Source organism: Candidatus Hydrogenedentota bacterium, from assembly GCA_013359265.1.
Classification (GTDB): domain Bacteria; phylum Hydrogenedentota; class Hydrogenedentia; order Hydrogenedentales; family SLHB01; genus JABWCD01.
Map to the genome: position 1 here is coordinate 1 of JABWCD010000007.1, position 17,720 is coordinate 17,720.

Below are 17,720 nucleotides of genomic sequence, written 5' to 3' on the forward strand. Positions count from 1 at the left end.
ATGGAAGCAAGGCGAAACGGATACGGACCCAACAAGGAAGACCGCCACGCCGGTCAAGGTTGATTTACCTTCTCATGGAAGCACGAGCACGAGCACGAGTAGGAGTAGGAGTAGGAGTAGGGGCACGAGAAACGCTGCGGCACGCGTTTGCTTGCAGAGTAGATCGGTCGTGCCGGCTATGTAATCAATGTGATTGCTATAGACGCTAGACGCTAGACGCTAGACGCTAGGCGCTAGACGCCGAACCCTAGACCCGATTTCCCCAACTGGTATACTCTCCGGGATGTCCCACAACGCATTCGCCTCGCTTCGGCTCAGTCAATACCGCTACTTCCTTACGTTTCGTCTGTGCCTGACCTTCGCTACGCAAATGCAAGCGGTTATTGTCGGCTGGCAAGTCTATGCGATTACCAACGACCCGCTCACGTTGGGGCTCATTGGGCTTGCGGAGGTCGTTCCGTACATTGGCACAGCGCTGTTTGGCGGCTACGTCGCCGATCATTTCAATCGCCGCCGGATCGTGATGTTCTGTGCGACCCTGTTCACGTTGAGCAGCGCCGCTTTGCTCGCGATTACGGTGTTTGTGGACATGGACTGGCCGCACGTCGAGTACCTTTTCTATGCAGTAATCTTCGCGACGGGAATCGCGCGCGGGTTCTTGTCGCCCGCGGTATCGGCGCTGTTCGGCCAGATTGTGCCGCGCGAGCTTTACCTCAATGCCAGCGCGTGGAATTCAAACCTCTGGCACATTGCCGCGGTGGCCGGGCCCGCGGTCGGCGGCCGCATTTACGGCGAGTTTGGCGTCGTGAATGCCTACGTCTCGCTCATTGCCGTTTCCGCGTTCTCGGTCGTGTCGATTTGGATGGTCAAGTCCGTTCCACTGGTTGTCGGCGAGACGCACGAATCCATCTTTCAGTCCATCGCACAAGGTGTGTCGTTTGTCGTCAAGAACCAGGTGATCTTCGGCGCGCTGTTTCTAGACATGATCGCGGTGCTTTTCGGGGGCGTTGTCGCGGTACTTCCGGTGTTCGCCGCCGATGTACTCCACACCGGCCCGAGCGGACTCGGAGACCTGCGGTCCGCGCCGTTCTACGGGTCCATCCTGATGGGGATTCTGCTCACCGTTCGCCCGCCGATGAGGCGCGCGGGATGGATGCTGCTCGTAAGCGTGGCCGGGTTTGGCGCGTGCATGATCCTTTTCGCGCGTTCTACGCATATGGGACTGAGCCTCCTGCTGCTCTTCCTCAGCGGGGCGTTCGACAGTGTGAGCGTGGTGATTCGTTCGACCATACTTCAACTCATGATGCCGGACCACATGCGTGGGCGGGTGAGCGCGGTCAACAACATATTTGTGGGCACGTCGAACGAACTGGGCGCGTTCGAATCGGGCCTTGCCGCGAAACTCCTCGGACTCGTCCCGTCCGTCGCTATCGGCGGGACCATTTCAATTGCGTCGGTCATCGCCACCGGAATCGCCGCACCCAAGCTGCGCCGGCTCGACCTGCATGCGATGGCGATGCATCCGCGGAGGGACCCGTGAATTCCGTTGGCCACAATGGTCGAAAGTATGCGAAGGACCGAAAGGACGGGAAGAACCCAAGACCGCCGGGCAGCCATTTTGAGTATTGAACAGTTGGATAGGCGTGGTCAGGGGTTGCGGTCAGGAGGTTGAGACAGGGCAACGGCCGCGCGGACGGCCGGTGGCAATTTCCTCGGCCGCCGCTTCCTCAATGCCTCGCTTCATCACTGCCTGTCATCGTCGCCCCTTCGCTTCCCAAAATGGCGCGCCGTTCCCGCCGAATGCTATACTTTGGCCTCTTTTGGGGCATTGGCTGCCCCGGTGCAACGAGATCTTGCCGGAAGAATGAGGGAAGGGGAATCCGACCATGACGTTTCCGATCGACGTGTCTGCCTATAAACCGCTGCCCATCGATCCCGCGACGAAATCACTTTCCGCGGACCAGTTGGCGCAGCTTAAGTCCAATATCCAACTTGTCCGCGACACCATCGTGTTCTATACCGCGATCGCGGGAATCAAGGGTCTTGCGGGGCACACGGGCGGCGCGTACAGCATTGTTCCCGAGGTTCTCATCGCGGACGCCTTCATGCGCGGCGGGAATGTTTACCCGGCGTACTTCGACGAAGCGGGGCACCGGGTCGCGATTCAGTACGCGATGTCCGCGTTTAACGGGGAGATGCCGTTCGAGAAACTGTACCACTATCGCGAATTCGGCCATGGGTTGTTTGGTCATCCCGAACTCGATCCCAGATTGGGGGTGAAGTTTTCGTCGGGCCGCCTGGGCCACATGTGGCCTTTCGTGAACGGCGTTGCCAAGGCGCACCCGGACAAGGTTGTCGTTCTCTTTGGCAGCGACGGTTCGCAGCAAGAAGGCAACGACGCCGAGGCCGCGCGACTCGCAGTCGCGCAGAAGCTCAACATCAAGGTTGTGGTGGACGACAACAACGTGACGATTAGCGGTCATCCGAAGGATTACCTGCCCGGCTACGACGTGGCGAAGACGCTCGAGGGCCATGGATTGACGGTAAGCGTAGGCGACGGCGAAAACGTCGAGGAACTCTACGGGCGCATGCAGAAGGCGGTTACGACGGCCGGCCCCGTCGCCATGGTGAACCGCCGCAAGATGGCGCCCGGCGTTCCCGGTATCGAAGGCAATCACGCGGGGCACGACGTGATCAAGAAGGATTTCGCTATTCAGTACCTAACGGCGCGCGGGCTAACCGCCGCAATCGAGTACTTGAACGGAGTCAAGGTCGAGAAGCCGAAGGTGACCTACAGCGGGTCATCGCCGGAGACGGCGAGCAACCGCACGGAATTTGGTGCGATCGTCAACGGCATTCTGGACAAAATGAGCGAAGCCGATCGCAAGGCGAAGGTACTCGTAGTGGATAGCGACCTTGAAGGGTCGACAGGTCTCAACGCGATCCGCAAGGCGCACCCCGAAGTGTGCATCAACGGCGGTGTGCAGGAACGCGGCAACTTTTCCGCTGCCGCGGGATTTGGATTTACCAAAGGAAAGCAGGGCATCTTTAGCACGTTTTCGGCGTTCCTCGAAATGATAGTTTCCGAAGCGACGATGGCGCGGCTCAACGAGGCGAACGTCATCTGCCACTTTTCGCATGCGGGGTGCGACGAGATCGCGGACAACACGTGCCACTTCGGCGTGAATATTTTCTTCGCGAACAACGGATTTGGCGAGAAGGACACGAATCGCCTGTATTTTGCCGCGGACGCGCTTCAACTCAAGGCAATGGTCGAGCGCATATGGGACGACCCCGGCATCCGCTTTGTATTTACTACGCGGTCCAAAGTTCCGTACATTCTGCGCACGCGCGGCGAAAAGTATTTCGATCCCGCGAACGGATACGTTTTTGTGCCGGGCAAGGACGAGTTCATCCGAAAGGGTGCGCGCGGCTACGTCGTTTCGTACGGGGAGATGCTGTATCGCGCGCTCGATGCGGTCGAGCAGGCGCGTGGGTTGGGGATTGACGTGGGCCTTATCAACAAGCCCACGCTGAACGTCGTCGATGAAGAGGCGCTGCAGCAGATCGGGCCGGAGCATTTTGTGCTGGTGGTCGAGGGGCAGAACGTAAATACGGGTCTCGGCGTCCGTTTTGGCACGTGGTTGATCGAGCGCGATCTTAATCCGCGGTACGCGCGCATGGGCGTGCACAAGGACGGCGGCGGCGGCATCGAGGAACAGGTGCCCCACCAGGGACTTTCGCCGAACGACATTCTACAGAAAATCATCGAACTGGCGAAGTGACTTGGTCAGTGCGGGGCGTGTGCTCCGTGGTTCGGATAAGCGGCGTGACGACTGCGAATCGTTCGCGCCGATCATGCACCGCTTAGATTGTAGCGACAATTGCGTTAAGTGGGTTGAAACGCGTCCAAAGCTTGGAGGTGTGATACCGTGACTGCAGCGTGGTTTATCGCGTGATTACTCCCGCAATAACGCTTGCCCTCGCTCTGGTGCCTTCCTGGCTGCTGGTGCGCTATTTTCACGACCGCGACTACTATCCCGAACCGCCCCGCGTGATTTGGACAACTTTCGCGCTCGGCGCGTTGACCGTGATCCCGGTGCTGCTTTTTGTGTTTCCGATGATGAAGCTGCTGCCGCAGCCGGAAAGCCACGTCGGGTTTGCGTTTCAGTTCGCGTTTCTCTATGCGGCGATACCGGAAGAGTTTTTCAAACTCATGGTGCTGCTGGGATACAGCCTGCGTCGGCGCGATTTCGATGAACCTATGGACGGTCTCGTCTACGGCGCCGTAGCGTCGCAAGGGTTCGCCGCGCTGGAGAACGTGATGTATTCGTTTGCCGGCGGCGTTTCGATAGCAGTCGCGCGCGCGTTTACCGCCGTGCCCGCCCACGCGTGCATGGGCATTATCATGGGGTACTTCGTCGGTCGTGCGCGGTTCGAACCCGAACGCCGGACCGCGCTCATCGTAACGGGATATCTGGCCGCGACGCTTGTTCATGGAATATATGACACGCCGCTGATGGTGATCAACGCGATTGTGATGCAGTTCGGCGAAATCCCCGAGGACCTTTCCACACTGGCCGGCGTGTGCATGTTGCTGGGTATCGCCGCTCTTGTCGTCTCGGCCGCCATTGCGCGCACGCTCTGGGGCAAAGCTCGCAGGCACCAACTCGAACACCCGGTGCCGCCGCCGCTACCGTGCCCGCCCGTGGCGGCGCCGCCGCCATTACCTGTTCCACACCCCGCGTCGATTGCGTCGCCGCCGGAGGTCCGTGCGGTGGTACTGACGCGCCAGCCGATTCAGACGACCTCGACATCGGTACTGAAACTGGTTGCGGGCATTGTATTATCGGTGTTTGGCGGGGCGGTGCTGTTTTCGTGTGTCCATGCGTTCTTGGATTCGAGCACGGATAGCAGACTGTACGTCAATCTAGGGTTCGCGTTAGTCCTGCTCGGCTGCACGCCGCTCATGTTCGGTCTGCGTCTGTTTCGGTCCGGTGTGCGCGGCTTGAATGCGCCCGTTGGCGGCGGTCCGAATCCGCCGGCATGAGCGCCGCGACGTCACCGCACCCGGCGCTGGTCGGGGTGCGGTTCGTTCTTGCGGGAGTTGTGGTCAACGCTGCGTTGTCCGCGACAAAGGGAATTGCCGGTGTGCTGGGCAATTCCTATGCGCTGATCGCGGACGCGATCGAATCCGGGCTCGACGTATTCCAGTCCCTGATTGTCATGGGGGGTCTCGTTATTGCCGCGGCCCCACCCGACCGAAACCACCCCTACGGTCACGGCAAGGCGGAACCGCTCGCCGCTATCGTCGTATCGATGGGGCTGCTTGCGGGCGCGGTCCTTATCGCGGTGGAGAGCGTTCGCGAAATCCTGTCGCCGCACCATGCACCGGAACCGTTTACGCTGGCAGTGCTCGTACTGGTTGTGCTTGCGAAGGAAACGATGTTCCGCGTGATGAGCCGCGTTGGCCGCTCTACGAAGAGCACGGCTATTCGGGCGGACGCGTGGCACCACCGAAGCGATGCGCTCACCTCGCTTGCGGCGTTTATCGGCATTTCGGTCGCTCTCGCGGGAGGGCGCGGATGGGAGTCCGCAGACGACTGGGCGGCGCTGTTTGCGTGCCTGATTATTGGCTACAATGGCGTTCGCCTGCTGCTGCCGGCGATCAACGAGGTGATGGACGTCGCGCCCGATTCGGCCATCGAGGAGCAGGTGCGGAACGTCGCACTCGGCGTGGAGGGCGTGACGGGGCTGGACATTTGCGCCGTGCGCAAGATGGGATTCGACTACTTCGTGGACCTGCATGTTATGGTGAACGGCGATATGAAAGTGCGAGACGGACACGAGGCGGCCCATCGCGTGAAGGACGCCATCCGGGCGGCGAACCCGCACATTCGCGACGTCTTGATCCATATCGAACCGCACGATGCGGTCCACGGCCGGTAACATCGACCGGAATGGTTAACACGGATTCAGCTTCTCCCGCGATGGCGCCTATGGTCGTACTTGACCGCCTTACCGTACGATATGGCACGCGCGTGGCCTTGAGCGACGTGACACTCGAGATCGGCGAAGGCGTTGTTGGCCTGCTCGGCCCCAACGGCGCAGGCAAGAGCACAATGCTCAAGACGCTGCTCGGTTTCTGCAGGCCGAGCTCCGGAAGCGCAAAGCTTTTCGGGATGGACGCGCGCCATGGAGGGCGTGAGATTCGCCGCCGCGTCGGCTATATGCCCGAGCGCGATGTTTCGTCTCCGAAGCTCAGCGCCGTTTCGTTTGTCTCGTACTGCGGCACGTTGGCGGGCATGCCGTACCGCGACGCGCTTCAGCGGACGCACGAGGTTCTGAACTACGCCGGGTTTGGCGAAGAGCGGTACCGCGCGATGGAAACGTACTCGACGGGCATGCGCCAACGCGCGAAACTGGCGCAGGCGCTCGTTCACGATCCCCACGTGCTCTTTCTGGACGAGCCGACCAACGGGCTCGACCCGGTTGGCCGCGTAGCGATGCTCGATCTCATTCTCGATGTGGCGCGGCAACGCGGGGTCGCAATCATTCTGTCGTCGCACTTGTTGCCGGATGTCGAGCACGTGTGCAAGAGCGTTATTCTCATGAATCACGGGCGCGTAGTCCGGCAGGGCGCCATTGCGGAGTTCACGCAGATTCACACGCAACGATACGCCGTGCGCGTGAAGGAAGGCGCCGCCGCGTTCCAGGAGCGGATGATTGCGGCGGGCCATGAAGCCGAGATCGCGGCCGACGGGAAAGTGCTTGTGCAGTTGCCGGCAGGCCAGAACCCATCGGATATATTTCGTCTCTCGCGCGCGTGGGGCTTTCAGGTCCGGGACGTCATTCCCGTGCGCCAACGGCTCGAGGATGTCTTTCTCGAAGCGGTCGCGGGTGAATCGCAAATCGACTAATGCGGGGTGTCATGAGTACTTCCTATCGCACGGGCGCGCTGCTCGAGCGCGCGTACGCGCAGACCAAGGGCCTTCCTATTGAATGTTGCCACATAGGCGGTGACGCGGCGCAGCAGCTCGGCGCATATGCTGCGGGGCGCTGCGGCGCGTCGTGCCTCGTCATTTCAGATGCCAATACGCATGCGGTCGGCAAACCGGCGATTGATGCGCTTCGCGGTGCGGGGAAGACTCTCGCCGAACACGTATTCGACGAACTCCACCTTGACGCGACGGAAGAACTCGGCGACCGCGTAGCGGAACTGGGCGCGAAATCGGACTTCTTTGTGGCGATTGGTTCCGGCACGCTTTGCGATCTTGCAAAGCATGCGGGGACGAAACTGAAGCGGCCGGTGCTTGTCTATGCGACGGCCGCGTCGATGAACGGTTACACGTCGGGCATCACCGCAGTCAAGGTGCGCGGGCTCAAACGGACGGTACCCTGCACGCCCGTGCTGGCGGTCTTTGCCGATCCCTGTGTAGTTGCCGCGGCGCCGCCGCGCATGGCCGCCGCGGGCGTTGCGGACTATCTGTCGAAATGTTCCGCGGGGGCGGACTGGCGAGTCGCGAACTTGTTGCGCGGCGAGTATTACGACGAGAATGCGCTGCGATTCTACGAAGGCGCGCTCGAACGCGTGCTCGAAACGACCGCGCGCGTCGGTGCGGGCGAACCCGAGGCGGTTGCGATCGCGCTTGAAGCGTTGTTGCTTTCCGGCCTTTCGATGCTGGTGGCGGGTTCGTCCGCGCCTGCATCCGGCGGCGAGCACCTCATCTCGCATTACATCGACATGAAGCAGGCGCTGTACGGGACGCCGAACGATCTGCATGGTGTGCAGGTCGGCGTGGGAACCGTGCACTGCCTGAAACTGTGGGAGCGCGTGTTGGCGCTCGATCCGAAAGACATCGATCCCGACGCGCTGGCGAAGGCGCAGCCGGCGGACGAAGACGTCGCGCGTTGGGCGATGGAGGACTGGGGCGAAGCGGTCGCCGCCGAAGTGCTGGCGCAGTGGCGACAGAAGTCGCGCCCCCGCGATGCATTGCGTTCGGAGATCGCGCAATTCCGCGACCGTCTGCCCGAGATTCGCGGCGCGGTCAGCAAAGATTTGTTGCCGTCGTCCACCGTCGCCAAGGCCATTCGCGAAAGTGGCGGCCCGGCGGAACCCGAAGGCATGAATGCGCCCGTCGAGGAATACCGGAAAGCGCTTGTCCGAGCACGCTTCATTCGCAATCGGTTCACGATACTCGATCTTGCCGCGGAAGTCGGCGTTCACCAGGATGGCCGTTTGAATTCGGTCCCATACAGGTAACACCGTGATTACTCCCCGCGCCGATCAGAAGCACCGCGATGTTGCGGACCACTACGACGACCTCAGTCATTGGTACCTGCAAATCTGGGGCGAACACGTTCACCACGGGTTTTGGGAGTCGGGCGCGGAGAGCGTCGAGCTTGCGGTGATGCAACTGACGCAGCGCGTTGCGCGGGAGACGGGCATCCGCGACGGGACAAACGTCGTCGATATCGGTTGCGGCTACGGCGCGACGGCGCGGCTGTTGGCGAAGGGCTACGGTGCGCGCGTCGTTGGGTATACGCTGTCGAAAGCGCAACACGCGTATGCGGTCGAGCGCGCCGAGCACCCGGCCAATCCCGATATTCGGTTGTGCGACTGGTTCGAGAACAACTTGCCCGACGCGTCGTCCGACGTCGCGATCTCGATCGAAAGTTCCGAGCACATGGAAGACAAGCCGCGCTTCTTCGCCGAAGTGGCGCGCGTACTCAGGCCCGGCGGTCGATTCGCGATTTGCGCGTGGATCGCACGGTCGTCCCCGCGGCCGTGGGAAGTAAATTACCTGCTCGAACCCATCTGTCGCGAAGGCCGCCTGCCCAGCATGGGCGACGAACACGATTACCGCCGCTGGTTCGCCGACGCCGGATTCGTGAACGTTCAATACCAGGACTTCACGCGCAACGTGAAGCGCACCTGGCCGATCATCATTCGCCGAATGGCCATGCGGCTCCTGTGGGACAAGGAGGCCTGGCGGTTTCTGTTCAAAGGACCGAACACCGTCTTCGGGCTGACGGTGCTGCGCATGGCGATTGCGTACAACACGGGCAGCCTGCGCTACGGCCTCTTTACCGCGACGAAACCGTAACGCCATCCGGCACAGACGGAGCTTCGCCTTGCCCAATACGCCGCACAACGGGGACGTCGCAACGCATCACTTTTCCAGGTTGACCCGGACGAGATATACTTTCGATACATCAATTTGGGAGATCGCGACATGGCCGCTCCAGATACCGACGCCCCGCTTCAATCCTTGGGCGAGTGGGAAGACGATGTGCAAGCGCGTTACCCGGAGCCGGAGAAGCCGTTCGCGCCGCACAAGGACAAGTCCGAGTTCCGCGACTACGAAAACACGACGCGCCCGACAGTTCGCGAGTTTTACCGGATCAACCACAAGCTCCAAACGTACGACTTTGTCCGCGCGAAACAGAACGAGTTCGGTGCGCTCAATCGGCGAAAGATGGGCGTTTGGGAGGCAATGGAGTATCTCAATACGCTGGTCGATGACAGCGATCCGGACACGGACCTGTCGCAGATTCAACACCTGATGCAGACATCCGAGGCGATCCGCGCGGACGGCCATCCGCGCTGGTTCATTCTGACCGGGCTGGTGCACGATCTTGGGAAGATACTTTGTCTCTATGGCGAACCGCAGTGGGCGGTCGTGGGCGACACGTTTCCCGTCGGCTGCAAGTTTTCGGATAAGATCGTGTTTCCGCAATTCTTCTCCGATAACCCCGATGCGGCGCACGCCGTCTACGGCACAGAGAATGGAGCGTATGAACCGGGTTGCGGGTTGGACAAGGTGGCGATGTCGTGGGGGCACGACGAGTACATGTATTACGTAGCAAAAGACTACTTGCCCGAGCCCGCGCTCTACATGATCCGCTACCACTCGTTTTATGCCGCGCACCGCGAAGGCGAGTATGGGCATCTCATGACGGACCACGACAAAGAGATGTTCAAATGGGTGAAGGCGTTCAATCCCTACGATCTGTATTCGAAGAGCCCGACACCCCCGGACGTAAACGCGTTGCGGCCGTACTACGAAGACCTCATCGCGGAATTTTTCCCGAAACAGCTTGCGTGGTGAGTAGTCCGGAATCGGCAACGCAGTTCATAGGGCGCGCTTTCCGCTAGATTATCGGCTTGCCGTAGTAGTTTGCGTAGACATCGAGGCAGCTTCGGACGACGGCGTCGCGGTTGTGGAGCGAGGGCCAATCGGAGAAGCGGTCGGCGCGGAGTTGGCCGAGGTCGTACTCGCACGTACCGTTCATGATGAGGTCGGCGACGACCGGGCCGATGGCGGCGCTTTGTGAGACGCCGTGCCCGCAGAACCCTGCGCAGTGATAGAAGCCGCTCACCCCTTCCAATTCGCCGAGCAGTGGTCCGCCGTCGGGCGAGAACGCCATGATGCCGCCGCGGATTTCCATTGGTGTTGACGCGGTGATTGACGGAAACCGCAGCGATGCGGCGTCGAGCAACGAGCGAATCACGGACTTCGAAGCGTCGGCGGAGACGGTGCTCATCTGGAAATTGGGCGAAAGCGCCGCCATGTCGACGTGCTCGGGCAACGCCTCGTATATGCCCACACGGATGCCGCCATTGCAGGGGCGGCCGTAGATTCGATTCTCGCGGTCCCGGAAGGATGGACTGGCGGCATTGATGGCGATATTCGCTTCGGGCTTTGTCGTGAAGTAGTAGTGCGCGATACCCGCCGTTGGGAGGAATTGTTGTGCATAGTCGGCGACGAGATGCGCCCACGGGCCCGCTGCGTTGATGACGATCGGCGCGTCGTAATCGACGTCCGCGGCGCGAACGCCGATGGCGTTGCCGTTCGACGTGCGAAGCGATTCGACCCGTGTATGCTCGATATAGGTGACGTCCAGTTGGCGTCCCGCCGCGATGTAGGCCAGCGCAAGTGCCGGCGCTTCCAGATAGCAATCACTCGGGCAGAAGCACGCGTCGAGCACATCGTCGGCGCGCATGCACGGGATGAGCTTTTCCAGTTCCGATGCGGTGACGCGTTCAACGTGAAGGCCGGCGCCGCGCGCTATGTCCATGTCGCGTTGGAGTTCCACGACGCGATCGTGGGTTTGCGCCACGCGGACCGAGCCTGTTTGTTCAAGCACCCGCATGCCGGTTTGGGCTTCCACTTCGCGGATGATGCGGATACTGTCCATTAAAAGGCGAATCCCGTCGGGGGTAGACCGCATCTGGCCGATGAGACCCGCGGCGCGGCTCGTGGCGCCGGACGCGAGCGGGCCACGCTCGATCACGAGGGCGCGTTTGCCGCGCCTGGCGAATTCCATCGCGACGCTGAGTCCCGCGACTCCCGAGCCGATGACGATGATGTCGAAAGAGGTCGCGTTCATGTGCGCTCTCGATGCAATTCCTTCCGGATGCGATAGAAGGGATTCAACAGCGGCGCAGGCAGTAATCGAACGAGCGAAATAGCAACAGCGGCGGCGGCGACGAGCGGCCACTTGTAGGCGGGATAGAGCGGGAGCGCGTGGAGTTTATTCGTCAGCTCGGTAATAGCGCAATGCAGTCCACGCCGCCGCGCCAGGATGGATGTGTCGCAACGGAACTCGACCAGCGGATCGGGTTGGTTACGCAACACGCAGCCCGCGCGCGCGAGCGCAATCCATAATGCGTAATCTTCGCCGTAACGAAACGCCTCGGGGTAGGCGTGTTTCTTCAAGACGGTAGCGCGCGCGAAGGCGGTCGAATTCGCGATCGGATTGTAGAGATACATCGCGGCGCGAATGGCGTCCGGCTCGAGCGGGAAGCGCTTCTCGCCGACGGCGCCGCCGAAGTCGTCGATGATGGTGTAGGCGCTGCCGACAAGGTCCGCGCCCGATTCTTGAATGAAGGCGAGTTGACGTTCAACGCGGTATGGCTTTGCGCGATCGTCGGCATCGAGAATGGCGATATACGCGCCGCGGGCGCGCGCGATGGCCAGGTTGCGGGCCGCGCCCGGGCCGCGGTTTTCCGGCAACGACAGCAGAACGATGCGCGGGTCCTGTTGGGCGCGCTCGCTCAGGTAGGCCTGCGCCTCGATCGAAAGCGGGCCATCGGCGGCGACGAGAACCTCGATGTTGCGGTGCGTTTGCAGCAACGCGCTCTCGACCGCCTCGCCAAGATGATCGAGCGAATCGCCCGCGTATGTGGCGATGACGATCGAAACAAGCGGGGGCCGTTCATGTGTATCCGTCATAGGTCTCTGCGCGCGTGCGGCAATCGGAAATTGGGGACTGTCCCGTCCTCGCGATACTATAGGACGTTGGGAAGGAGGAAAGCCATGTGTCGTGTGAGCGTTATTGTGCCGACGCACAATCGCGCGGCGTCGCTCCCCGCCCACGTCGACCGTGTGCTACACCAGACTGCCGCGGATTATGAAGCGGTCTACGTGAACGATTCCTCGACCGATGACACGGCGCGGATTCTCGACGAGTATGCGGCGCGCTTTCCCGGGCGGTTGCGCGTGGTCCACGTGCACGCCGGCGCGCCGGGCCCGGCGCGCAACGCGGGGGCCGCAATCGCGCGCGGGGGTCTGCTGCTCTTCACGGACGACGATGTTACGGTACCCGACGACTGGGTGGCGCGGATGCTCGCGCTTTACGAGGCGGCGGGAAGGCCCGCGGTCTGCGGGGGCGTCGCGCCGGTGTCGATGGAAACAGACGTCGAACGCTATCTGCACTGCCGTGTGGCAGGCGCGATGGGTCGCGCGGCGGGCGCAATTCACGCCGCGCCCATGATGAACTTCATGGTGACGCGCGAGGCGTTTCAGGCGATAGGCGGGTTCCTCGACACGCCGTTGCGCGCGGCGGAAGATTGGGAGTTTTGCAGAAGGCTGCGCGCGGCGGGCTTTGTCATCCACTACGATCCCGGCGTGGAAGTGCTGCACGCCTACCAACGCGAATTGATTCCCGCTGCACACCGCATGCGCGATGCAGGCGCGGCCGGCGTCTACATTTGGCTGAAGCACCATCGCGGCGCGTTTTTGTACACCGCGTACTCGCTGATCCGATGCGTTTTGTCGCCCTTTTGGATTCCGTTTCGGTATCCGATTGAGCTTTATGCGTTGGCGGTACACATGGAGTATGTGTTTGCCGAGGCGAGGTTGTTGGCGTATGTGCGGTATCTGCGCGGGAAGCCCGTGGTGTGAGGGAGAGGAATGGAAGCAATGGGACAGCAGCCATTCGCTTCCTTGGATCCGCTGTCGCAGCGTTTCGATAGGGCCGTTAACCAACGGCTTCACGGTAGAGGGAATGCAGCGCGTCCGCCATGTCATTGAGCGTAAACCGTTCGCGCCAGCGCGCGTATGCCGCCGCGCCGAGGCGCGCGCGCAGATCGGCGTTCGTGAGTTTTCTTAACGCGTCATGCAGTTGCGCGCGGTCGCGCGTTTTGACCAACAGTCCGGTTTCGCTATCGGCCACCACCTCGGGAATTCCGCCGACGTTCGACGCGACGACCGGTTTTCCGTGGGCCGCCGCTTCGATGAGCGTCATCGGTAGCGCTTCCATACGCGAGGGCAACACGACGACGTCTGCGAAACGGTAGTACGGTGTCACGTCGCGCTGGATGCCCGCGAAATGCGCGGCAACTCGTGCCGCATGCGCGACGGCTTCGCTGTCTCCGCGCAAGGGGCCGTCGCCCACGATCACCGCGTGCGCGCCATCAATGCCGCGCAACGCATCGATGAACTCGCGGATTCCCTTGCCGTGCGCGAGCCGTCCGACAAACAGATAGACCGTTGCATCGTTTGCGATGCCGAGCGTGCGGCGATCCAGGTCCCGGCTGTTCGGCTCAGGTTCATAGCCGTTGTGAATCGTGCGCAACTTCTCCCGCGGAACGCCCCGTGACACAAGCCAGCGGTTCACGAAGCCGGAAACAGCGACCGTCGCGCGGAGGTTTCGCATGGCGTGAAGTTCGAGCCATTGGTACGCGCGGACCTTCAGGCCGCCGTCGATGACCATCCCGTGCGAGGTATTGACGACGGGAATCGGAAGTTTCGCGCGGGAGGCGACAAGCGTGGCGCGGTAGTTGTGCGTGTGGACGACGTCGATTTCTTCGCGCGCCACGTACTCTCGCAGCCGTTTGGTTACGCTGAAGTCGAACCGCGAGGCCATCGGAAGCTCGTAAACGTACTTCTCGCCCAGCACGTCGAACAGCCACCGGTCCGCGTGGACGCCGGGCAGCGTGGCGACCGAGATTGTCACGCCGGGGCGGTCGCGAAAGGCGCGCACGACGCTGCAAATGTGCGCGTTGATGCCGCCGAAGTACGGGCTTTCGGCAAGGTGCAGTACTCGAATAGGGTCCTTCACGTGCGGCATTATAGTCGGTGTCGCGAACGAAGTGCTTCGACAAGAAGAGAAGGAGCGCCTAACGCCATGGGCAATACAACGTGGGGCAGCAGGTATCGGACCGCGCTTTTCTTCTCGTTGGCAACTGCAATCGCGGCGCCGTCCTTCGCCCTTCTCGAGCTGTTTGGCTCGCAGCCCATGCCCGCCGTTTCAAGTTGGCCTGAGGATCTGCGCGACCTGATGAACGACAAGGGCCGGTTTGCGGGAAGCATCGGACCGATTGCGGACTCGCACGCCTACTACGCAGGCGATACCAACGTTCTCAACGCGTTCCTGGACAAACTGGGCGGATTGAAGGGCACGACGATCCACGCGACCATTCCGAAACGCGACTTCGCGATCAAGATGAAGGAATTCGACGGAACGGATCGGATTGTTGTTGCAGACTGGATCTTGCATGTCGCCGAACGTATTGCAGATAGGCCGGACCTTGAACGCTTCGAAGGTCAAGCGTTGTACGTGGACGTCGCGATCAATCCTGCCAACAAGGTTAGGTTGAGCGATCTCGACGTTCCGCTCGCTTTCGACGTCACCGCCTGCGAAGCCTATAAGGAATTCGAGCGGAAGCACAGGGAACGGCAAGAACAGGAATCGGACAAGACAAGCGAAGATCGGTAGCGGGATACAGGTCCCCGTCGCGTTTGTCTCGTCGAAACCAAGGTGGGGGGGAATCATGGGATCGGTTGCGCTACGGGCAATTGTACTCATCGCGATGACGACGCCATTCGTCGGGTGCCAGACGTTTTCCAGACCGGGACCTGTGGCGCAAGCGCCGCGCGTGGATGCCGCGCGGGGAATGGCAAGCGCCGACGGGAAGACGACGTGGTACGACGCGCTCGATATCGGCGTCGAAGGGCGCGGCTGGAGCGAGGGGCTGAAGCATTCCTATGATCGTTTCCCGGCGGAGGCAGAGGGGAAGATTCCTGACCCGGTGTGGAATCTGTCGCACCATTCCGCGGGAATCAATGTGCGCTTCATGACCGATTCGCCGAGCGTTTCCGTGCGCTGGTCATTGCGCGAGGACCGGATCGCGATGCCGCACATGCCCGCAACGGGCGTGAGCGGCGTCGACCTGTATGTGAAGCACGAAGGCCGCTGGGGATGGATCGGGACCGGCTTTCCGGAGAAGAAGGAAGGCAACGAAGCCGTGCTTGCGTCCGGCCTGCCCGCAGGCATGCACGAATACCGGATGTATTTCCCGCTCTATAACGGAACAGAGAAGCTGGAGATCGGAATAGCGCAAGGCTCGACAATTACGACAAACCCGGGGTACGGCGCGCGTTACGAAAAGCCGATGCTGTTCTGGGGGTCTTCGATTCTCCACGGCGCGTGTGCGTCGCGCCCGGGCATGGCGTATCCGTCGATTATCGGGCGGCGGATGGAGCGGCCGGTCATTAATCTCGGTTTCTCGGGGAACGGACGAATGGACCCGCCCATCGTCGAACTGATTTCAAGACTCGACGTGTCCGTCTACGTCATCGATTGCTGCCCGAATATGGACCCGGCCCTGATCACGGAGCGAACCGAACCGCTGGTGAAGACCTTGCGCGCCGCGCGGCCGGATACGCCGATTGTGCTGGTGGAGAACGTCCCTTATGAGAAAGGGTGGTTCCTCGACGCAAGCAAAGATTCCTACGTCAAGAAAAACGAGGCGCTTCACGCGGCATACACGAGACTTCGAAACGGGGGAGTTCGACGGCTCTATTACATTCCGTGCGACGAATTCTTTGGCGATGATCACGACGCCACCGTGGACGGTGTCCATCCGAACGACATTGGATTCCTGCGGATGGCGGACGCAATCGAACCGTCGTTGAGGCGTGTACTCTCGCGGAAATGATGCTCGGGGCCACGCGATCCGAAGCTGCGTCGCCGCGCATGGCCCGGCGCTTACGCCGCCCTCGAGACGAACGGACTGCCGAACGTCCACAAAGCCTGGGCGGAGCGGACGCAATCAGAACGCTCGCACGCTCTCAAAGTATCGGGATGATGATTCCGTATAGAATCAAGTAGTAGACAAATGCCCAGAGTAGAATAAGCATTGGACGCTCCCTCGCGGCACTAGCGTGCCGTCACTGGCGCAGCGCGAATCCACATGCGTGCCAATTCCGCGGCCAAATTCCGACGCCCTGATTTTGGACTCCCGGACGCCCATATTCAATGCGTGCACGCGCGGCGCGTCCGACTTCTCGCCGTAGCAATCGCGTCACCCGTTCTCGCTTTGATTCGCACAACGCATTGCATGGGAACAAAACACGGTGATTTAGCCGAAGACACTGCCCCGCCGGAAACCGAAGCGGCGGCCCCGCCCGAAACAAACGCTACTGCCGCACCCCCGAATCACGGCATTCCCAGGAATCCCGATGCCTCACCGAATTGGCGCTTACGCAGATTCACTGGTGCTGCCCGGTAGCGCCGATATCCTCGAGGCCGCCCAGACTGCGGCATTTGTTCCGACATTGGAACCCCGGTGTCGCGAATGCATAGCCGGAGAACGTTGGGAACTGTCATGGTTGACGCGCTGCGAAAACATTGGCCCGAGTACATCATGGAGGCGGGACTGTTGGGAGCTTTCATGGCATCGGCGTGCGGGTTCGGTGCGTTGTTCTATTTCCCCGGTTCGGGCGTTGCGCGGGCGATCGACAACGAACTGGCGCGGCGGTTCCTCATGGGCGTTGCGATGGGCCTCACGGCGATCGCGCTGATCTACTCGCCATGGGGAAAGCGTTCCGGCGCGCACATGAACCCTGCTGTGACGCTGACCTTCTTGCGGTTGGGCAAGGTGGCGCCGATGGACGCGGCGTTTTATGTCCTGTTCCAGTTTTCCGGCGGCGCGCTTGGCGTGTTCATCGTGTATGCGATGGTCCGCGGCGCCGTATCCGATCCGAATGTGAACTATGTGGTGACCGTCCCTGGGAAATGGGGCGTGTGGGCGGCGTTTGCCGCCGAGGCGGCGATCTCGTTCGGGATGATGGCGATGGTGCTTGCCACGACGAACCGCGAGCGGTTCGCGCCGTACACGGGCCTCTTTGCCGGCGCGCTGCTCGTCGTTTACATCACGTTCGAGGCGCCGTTGTCGGGGATGAGCATAAATCCGGCCCGGACGTTTGGGTCTGCCCTCGTCGCGCGCCAGTGGACGGCATTTTGGATTTATGCAGCCGCGCCGTTGCTGGGGATGCTCGCCGCGAGCGAGTGGTACCTGCGCACTCTGGGCGCCGCGCGTGTGAATTGCGCAAAGCTACATCATCGAAACCATCATCGCTGCATTTTTTGCGAGTACCAACATCCGGAGCTGGCGGCGCCGGCGTGCGTGCCGCGGGGAGGAAACTGAG

At 61.5% G+C, this 17,720-nt stretch carries 15 protein-coding genes; 12 read left to right on the top strand and 3 right to left on the bottom strand.

Features of this window, described 5'->3' with window-relative positions; genetic code table 11:
- Positions 1-283: 283 nt before the first annotated feature.
- The 8 genes from HUU46_08390 (at position 284) to HUU46_08425 (ending at position 10,112) form a co-directional block, all read left to right on the top strand.
- Entirely contained in the window at positions 284-1,540 is a 1,257-nt protein-coding gene (locus HUU46_08390; GenBank protein ID NUM53647.1) for an MFS transporter, read from the top strand.
- A gap of 346 nt (positions 1,541-1,886) precedes the next feature.
- The gene (locus HUU46_08395) at positions 1,887-3,785 is read left to right on the top strand and encodes a transketolase (protein ID NUM53648.1); all 1,899 of its coding nucleotides are present in this window, start codon (positions 1,887-1,889) and stop codon (positions 3,783-3,785) included.
- A gap of 170 nt (positions 3,786-3,955) precedes the next feature.
- Positions 3,956-5,050 carry a PrsW family intramembrane metalloprotease gene (locus HUU46_08400; protein NUM53649.1) on the top strand — a complete coding sequence of 365 codons (1,095 nt, stop codon included), beginning with the start codon at positions 3,956-3,958 and terminating at the stop codon, positions 5,048-5,050.
- On the top strand, positions 5,047-5,949 hold the full coding sequence (locus HUU46_08405; protein NUM53650.1) for a cation transporter: 903 nt from the start codon (positions 5,047-5,049) through the stop codon (positions 5,947-5,949). Before HUU46_08400 ends, HUU46_08405 begins: the two co-directional genes overlap by 4 nt.
- Positions 5,950-5,999: 50 nt before the next feature.
- A complete protein-coding gene (locus HUU46_08410; protein NUM53651.1) occupies positions 6,000-6,920 on the top strand; it encodes an ABC transporter ATP-binding protein in 921 nt (306 codons plus the stop codon).
- An 11-nt stretch (positions 6,921-6,931) separates the two neighbouring features.
- Positions 6,932-8,263, top strand: coding sequence for an iron-containing alcohol dehydrogenase (locus HUU46_08415; GenBank protein ID NUM53652.1), 1,332 nt, complete (start codon positions 6,932-6,934; stop codon positions 8,261-8,263).
- 4 nt (positions 8,264-8,267) lie between these two features.
- On the top strand, positions 8,268-9,107 hold the full coding sequence (locus HUU46_08420) for a class I SAM-dependent methyltransferase (protein NUM53653.1): 840 nt from the start codon (positions 8,268-8,270) through the stop codon (positions 9,105-9,107).
- A 129-nt stretch (positions 9,108-9,236) separates the two neighbouring features.
- Complete coding sequence (locus tag HUU46_08425; protein ID NUM53654.1) at positions 9,237-10,112, top strand: inositol oxygenase; 876 nt, start codon at positions 9,237-9,239, stop codon at positions 10,110-10,112.
- A gap of 43 nt (positions 10,113-10,155) precedes the next feature.
- On the opposite strand, the gene HUU46_08430 is transcribed toward HUU46_08425, so the two are convergent.
- Together HUU46_08430 and HUU46_08435 are read right to left on the bottom strand one after the other, a co-directional pair.
- Positions 10,156-11,394, bottom strand: coding sequence for an FAD-binding oxidoreductase (locus HUU46_08430; GenBank protein ID NUM53655.1), 1,239 nt, complete (start codon positions 11,392-11,394; stop codon positions 10,156-10,158).
- Positions 11,391-12,239, bottom strand: coding sequence for a glycosyltransferase (locus tag HUU46_08435; protein ID NUM53656.1), 849 nt, complete (start codon positions 12,237-12,239; stop codon positions 11,391-11,393). Before HUU46_08435 ends, HUU46_08430 begins: the two co-directional genes overlap by 4 nt.
- An 84-nt stretch (positions 12,240-12,323) precedes the next feature.
- Here HUU46_08435 and HUU46_08440 point away from each other — a divergent pair, with 84 nt between their 5' ends.
- The gene (locus tag HUU46_08440) at positions 12,324-13,190 is read left to right on the top strand and encodes a glycosyltransferase family 2 protein (GenBank protein NUM53657.1); all 867 of its coding nucleotides are present in this window, start codon (positions 12,324-12,326) and stop codon (positions 13,188-13,190) included.
- A gap of 76 nt (positions 13,191-13,266) precedes the next feature.
- On the opposite strand, the gene HUU46_08445 is transcribed toward HUU46_08440, so the two are convergent.
- Positions 13,267-14,358, bottom strand: coding sequence for a glycosyltransferase family 4 protein (locus HUU46_08445; protein NUM53658.1), 1,092 nt, complete (start codon positions 14,356-14,358; stop codon positions 13,267-13,269).
- A 57-nt stretch (positions 14,359-14,415) separates the two neighbouring features.
- Between HUU46_08445 and HUU46_08450 the strand changes: the two genes are divergently transcribed.
- The 3 genes from HUU46_08450 to HUU46_08460 all read left to right on the top strand — a co-directional run bounded on the left by HUU46_08450 (position 14,416) and on the right by HUU46_08460 (position 17,719).
- Entirely contained in the window at positions 14,416-15,006 is a 591-nt protein-coding gene (locus tag HUU46_08450) for a hypothetical protein (GenBank protein NUM53659.1), read from the top strand.
- Positions 15,007-15,061: 55 nt separating this feature from the next.
- Positions 15,062-16,228 (top strand): SGNH/GDSL hydrolase family protein, encoded by a 1,167-nt coding sequence (locus tag HUU46_08455; GenBank protein ID NUM53660.1) that lies wholly within the window; start codon positions 15,062-15,064, stop codon positions 16,226-16,228.
- Between the two features lie 669 nt (positions 16,229-16,897).
- On the top strand, positions 16,898-17,719 hold the full coding sequence (locus tag HUU46_08460) for an aquaporin (protein ID NUM53661.1): 822 nt from the start codon (positions 16,898-16,900) through the stop codon (positions 17,717-17,719).
- The last annotated feature ends 1 nt before the right edge of the window (position 17,720 follow it).

Bases quoted from the DNA above. Each gene is read 5' to 3' on its own strand.
- HUU46_08390 (NUM53647.1), top strand. From the start codon at position 284: ATGTCCCACAACGCATTCGCCTCGCTTCGGCTCAGTCAATACCGCTAC.
- HUU46_08395 (NUM53648.1), top strand. From the start codon at position 1,887: ATGACGTTTCCGATCGACGTGTCTGCCTATAAACCGCTGCCCATCGAT.
- HUU46_08405 (NUM53650.1), top strand. From the start codon at position 5,047: ATGAGCGCCGCGACGTCACCGCACCCGGCGCTGGTCGGGGTGCGGTTC.
- HUU46_08410 (NUM53651.1), top strand. From the start codon at position 6,000: ATGGTCGTACTTGACCGCCTTACCGTACGATATGGCACGCGCGTGGCC.
- HUU46_08415 (NUM53652.1), top strand. From the start codon at position 6,932: ATGAGTACTTCCTATCGCACGGGCGCGCTGCTCGAGCGCGCGTACGCG.
- HUU46_08425 (NUM53654.1), top strand. From the start codon at position 9,237: ATGGCCGCTCCAGATACCGACGCCCCGCTTCAATCCTTGGGCGAGTGG.
- HUU46_08430 (NUM53655.1), bottom strand. From the start codon at position 11,394: ATGAACGCGACCTCTTTCGACATCATCGTCATCGGCTCGGGAGTCGCG.
- HUU46_08435 (NUM53656.1), bottom strand. From the start codon at position 12,239: ATGACGGATACACATGAACGGCCCCCGCTTGTTTCGATCGTCATCGCC.
- HUU46_08440 (NUM53657.1), top strand. From the start codon at position 12,324: ATGTGTCGTGTGAGCGTTATTGTGCCGACGCACAATCGCGCGGCGTCG.
- HUU46_08445 (NUM53658.1), bottom strand. From the start codon at position 14,358: ATGCCGCACGTGAAGGACCCTATTCGAGTACTGCACCTTGCCGAAAGC.
- HUU46_08450 (NUM53659.1), top strand. From the start codon at position 14,416: ATGGGCAATACAACGTGGGGCAGCAGGTATCGGACCGCGCTTTTCTTC.
- HUU46_08455 (NUM53660.1), top strand. From the start codon at position 15,062: ATGGGATCGGTTGCGCTACGGGCAATTGTACTCATCGCGATGACGACG.
- HUU46_08460 (NUM53661.1), top strand. From the start codon at position 16,898: ATGGTTGACGCGCTGCGAAAACATTGGCCCGAGTACATCATGGAGGCG.